Origin of the sequence: Sulfurovum sp., assembly GCF_036568385.1 — a bacterium.
Lineage (GTDB): Bacteria > Campylobacterota > Campylobacteria > Campylobacterales > Sulfurovaceae > Sulfurovum.
The window spans coordinates 1-4,389 of the sequence record NZ_DATCSP010000050.1 but is presented as its reverse complement, the minus strand read 5'-3'; the positions used below and the strand labels follow the sequence as shown (position 1 = coordinate 4,389).

Below are 4,389 nucleotides of genomic sequence, written 5' to 3'. Positions count from 1 at the left end.
GACCCCACGGAGACTCGAACTCCGGTAACATGGATGAAAACCATGGATCCTAACCGCTAGACGATGGGGCCATCAGTAACTTGTGGATGGCATTATATAGATAGGGGGCTTAAAAATCTCTTAAGATAGTGTATAATTTAGCTAAAAGAAGGGTAAAACAGATGAATTTTCAAAGCACGATACTCCTTTTACTGATCAGTTTTCTTTTGGGCGGCTGTACCGCTAAAGAGTATGTCACGCAGAATGCTGCATTCATACTCTTTAAAACGCCGACATTCAAATATGCCGATATGGGGTTTCTCTATGAAGATGAGAACGAGATAAAAGTAGAGATCTACGGCAGCGGACAGGCAATGGTCTCTTTGAGGATCACTGAGTCTTCCGTATGCATGAGCCATTTCGAGTGTATGGGCAAAAAACGTTTCAACAAAGAGGTTCTAAGCAGCAGGTACCCGGATGCGTTACTGGAAAATATCTTTAGGGGAAGACCGATATTCTCCGGTATCGGGTTGGATGAAAAGGGTGAAGGGTTTACACAGAAAATCATAAAAAAAGACAAATATAATATCGAGTACACGGTTTTAAACCAGCAGATCGTTTTCCGTGATACAATCAATTCTATACTTATACAAGTGAAAAAACAATATTAAGGTTCTAATATGACAAAGTTTGTCGGTGCACATGTAAGTGCAAGCGGAGGTGTGGACAATGCACCGCTCAACGCAATGGCCATAGGAGCGAAAGCCTTTGCACTTTTTACGAAAAACCAGAGACAGTGGGTGGCAAAACCCCTAGAGATAAAAACGATCGACGCATTCCATGCAAATCTTGAAGCTTCAGGTATTTTGCCCAAACACATTTTACCCCATGACTCTTACCTTATCAATCTGGGGCATCCTGAAGCGGAGAAGCTGGAAAAATCAAGAACGGCGTTTATAGACGAGCTGGAACGCTGCCGTATTTTGGGGCTTGACAGACTGAACTTCCATCCAGGCTCCCATTTGACAAAGATCCCGAAAAAAGACCCGGAGTATGATGAGAAGCTGTTGGAAGCAGAACTCCATTGTCTCGATGTGATCGCAGACTCTCTGAACAGGGCTATCGAGGCGACGAAAGACTCCAATGTAAAGCTTGTGATAGAGAACACGGCAGGGCAGGGAAGCAATCTTGGTTACCGGTTTGAACATTTGGCACACATCATAGACAAGGTCGAAGACAAAAGCAGGGTGGGCGTCTGTTTGGATACGTGCCATACCTTTGTCGCAGGATATGATCTGCGCACAAGAGAAACCTATCAGGAAACGATGGATGCCTTCGAGCGCATTGTAGGGTCCAAGTATCTGATGGGGATGCATATCAATGACTCCAAACCAAAATTGGGCTCCAGGGTGGACAGACATGCCTCTTTGGGCCAGGGGGAGCTCGACTGGGATACCTTCAGGTTCATTATGAATGACCCGCGTATGGATGATATACCGCTTGTTCTGGAAACCATAGATGAGTCGCTATGGGCACAGGAGATCAGTGCACTCTATGCTTTGATCGAGTAACTAGAGACATTTTTCCGGGTCAGGACGAGGCTTCAGTAAGATGAATTGATGTGTAGCTCTGCGGCACTTCAAGAAGAATTTGAATAAAAAAGGGAGAATAAACATGGGAAGATGGGTTAAAGGATTGGCACTTAGTGCGATAGCAAGTTCGGCGGTGATGGCTGCAGGGTACAAGATCCCGGAACAGTCACTCAACTCGATGGCGCTCAGTGCAGCCTATGTAGCCCATACCAGTGGTGCAGATACAGCCTATTTCAACCCTGCGAATATGGCTTTTATGGATGAGGGTAAAAGTTATATAGAAGGCGGTATCACCCTGGCGCATCTTCCTTCTAATGTTTTTAGTTTGGGAGAATTGTCGGGAGAGTCCGAGGAAGAGGACCTCCCTATTCCCTTTTTGCATTATGTCGCTAAGCCTATCGGTGACTTCAGGTGGGGTGTGAGTTTGACCGTTCCGGGAGGACTGACAAAAAGATGGAAGACCCCCTACCAAAAACTTTCAGCGGAAGAATTTACGCTTAGGGTGGTAGAATTGAACCCCAGTATGTCCTACAGAATCGCAGATAATTTCAGTATCGGCGGCGGTTTACGGCTGATCTACAGTGAAGGGATCGTGAAAAGCGAAGGGACGCACCCTGAGTACGGGTATCTGAAGAGAGAGATGGAGGGAGATACCTTTGAGTTCGGTTATAACCTGGCGATGACCTACAAGCCGACTTCGGATATCAATTTTGCGGTGACCTATAGATCCAATGTTGATCTGGATGAAGAGGGGAACGCCAAGTTGTATGCTGCTGCCGTGAACCCGGATCCGGACCATATGTTCTATAATGGTGATGCCAGTGTATCCGTGCCTCTCCCGGCAGCGTTGAATATCGCCGTTTCCAAAACATGGAACGACCAATTCACCCTGGAGTTCAACTATGAGAGAACCTTCTGGTCAGAATATGACACATTGGATTTCAATTATGATACCCCGCAGTTTATCTTTGATGACCCGATCGCTAAAAACTGGAAAGATACCAACACCTTCAGAGTGGGTGCAACGATGAAAATGGACAACAGGATCACAGCGATGATGGGGTTCGCTATCGACGAGACACCGGCCCCTGTGGAAACCATAGGGTTTGAACTGCCAGACAGTGATGCGAAGGTCTTCTCCATGGGGTTCCGTTACCAGCAGACAGAAAACCTTTCATGGGGAGCGGCATTCCTGTATGACAGCAAAGAAACACTGACGATCCCGCCATTGACCAGTGTGAACCCTTCAGATACATATCCCGCAGGATTCAGTGAAGGCGGAGCTTTCTTGACAACTATAGGCGTCGCGTACGAGTACTAAGATGCAGTACAAGTTCAACCACTTTTATGAACTGATCACCTATCAGGCGAAAAAGCGCGGGAAGAAAGTGGCACTGTTCGTGGATGATCGGAAGATCACCTATGCAGAGATCCTGGAAGCAGCCGACAGACTGGCAGGGTTTTTGTCTGACAAAGGGGTGCAAAAAGGTGACAAGATAGCGCTTTTTTTACGGAACTCCCCGGAATTTATCTATACCATCTTTGCCGCTTCAAAACTGGGTGCTGTCGTCGTTCCTGTCAATACCTTTCTAAAAGAAGAGGAGCTCAGTTATATCCTGGAAGACAGCGGCAGTACTGTACTTGTTGCGTCCAGCATCTATGACAAGGTGGTCAAAAGTTCCCATGCAGGTGTACTGTGCCGGTCGATCGTTTGGGAGGGGGACCACACTGCACAAGGGGAACAGCACTACTCTTTTGAAGAAGCACTTGCTGCGGAGTTCGCCGTGGAACCTGTAGAGAGCTCCCTCGAGGACACTGCGGTGATCATCTATACCTCCGGGACCACAGGGAAGCCCAAAGGTGCGATGCTCAGCCATAAGAACATCTTTTCAAACGGACAGTCCGGCATGATGCACATCAAGGTCTCCCCACGAGACAGAGGCATTGTCTTTTTGCCCATGTTTCACTCCTTCACCTTCACGATAGCGGTCATGCTTCCCATGTATGTGGGGATGAGTATCGTGATCATCCAGTCGATCCAGCCCTTCTCCAATATCTTTAAGCAGACGCTGTTAAAAAGGGTGACCCTTTTCTTTGGTATCCCTGATGTCTATAACGCTCTGGCAAAAGCGAAACTTCCTTGGTATTTCATGTGGTTCAACAACATACGCGCATTTATCTCCGGTGCCTCTGCCTTGCAGGCCAAAACACTGGATGCGATGGCAAAGAAGTTCAAACGGGCGAGACTGCTTGAGGGGTATGGGCTGAGCGAAGCGAGTCCGGCAGTCTGTATGAACACGTTGAAAAAACAAAAGGAGGGGTCGGTCGGGACTGCTCTGTACGGCTATCAGATAAAGATCGTCGATCAGGAGCTGAATGAGGTGCATCGGGGTGCCATAGGAGATATTATCGTCAAAGGTGACAATGTGATGCAGGGATATCTGAACCGTCCTACGGCCACAGAAGAGACGATCATCAACGGCTGGCTGCTTACGGGCGATGTAGGATATATGGACGACGAAGGATTCTTGTTTATAGTAGACAGAAAAAAAGAGCTGATCATTGCCAAAGGCATCAATATATACCCCCGCGAAATAGAAGATGTCATCGACAGGTTTGACGGGATAGCCGCTTCAGCAGTGATAGGGATGCATGATGAAAAGCACGGAGAAGTGCCTGTCGCCTATGTGGAACTCGATGAGGGAGTAAGCGGTCTTGATGAAGCGGCCTTGAAGCAATACATGAGAGAGCATCTTGCCAACTATAAAATACCCAAACAGATCCATGTGATAGAAGCATTGCCGAAAAATGCTACGGG

General features: G+C 47.4%; 4 protein-coding genes and 1 tRNA gene. 4 read left to right on the top strand and 1 reads right to left on the bottom strand.

Annotated features, from left to right (window positions below):
• Positions 1-71 (bottom strand) — tRNA-Glu (locus VIM88_RS05805).
• Between the two features lie 90 nt (positions 72-161).
• Between VIM88_RS05805 and VIM88_RS05800 the strand changes: the two genes are divergently transcribed.
• From VIM88_RS05800 to VIM88_RS05785, 4 genes are all read left to right on the top strand, one after another.
• Complete coding sequence (locus tag VIM88_RS05800) at positions 162-650, top strand: hypothetical protein (RefSeq protein WP_331861942.1); 489 nt, start codon at positions 162-164, stop codon at positions 648-650.
• A 9-nt stretch (positions 651-659) separates the two neighbouring features.
• Positions 660-1,550, top strand: coding sequence for a deoxyribonuclease IV (nfo, locus tag VIM88_RS05795; protein WP_331861941.1), 891 nt, complete (start codon positions 660-662; stop codon positions 1,548-1,550).
• A gap of 103 nt (positions 1,551-1,653) precedes the next feature.
• A complete protein-coding gene (locus tag VIM88_RS05790) occupies positions 1,654-2,892 on the top strand; it encodes an OmpP1/FadL family transporter (RefSeq protein WP_331861940.1) in 1,239 nt (412 codons plus the stop codon).
• Between the two features lies 1 nt (position 2,893).
• Positions 2,894-4,389: long-chain-fatty-acid--CoA ligase (locus VIM88_RS05785; RefSeq protein ID WP_331861939.1), on the top strand; the 1,496-nt coding region annotated here is incomplete at its 3' end.

What these genes read in the sequence shown, in the direction of transcription:
- VIM88_RS05800 (WP_331861942.1), top strand. Translation starts at nt 162, where the DNA reads ATGAATTTTCAAAGCACGATACTCCTTTTACTGATCAGTTTTCTTTTG.
- nfo (WP_331861941.1), top strand. Translation starts at nt 660, where the DNA reads ATGACAAAGTTTGTCGGTGCACATGTAAGTGCAAGCGGAGGTGTGGAC.
- VIM88_RS05790 (WP_331861940.1), top strand. Translation starts at nt 1,654, where the DNA reads ATGGGAAGATGGGTTAAAGGATTGGCACTTAGTGCGATAGCAAGTTCG.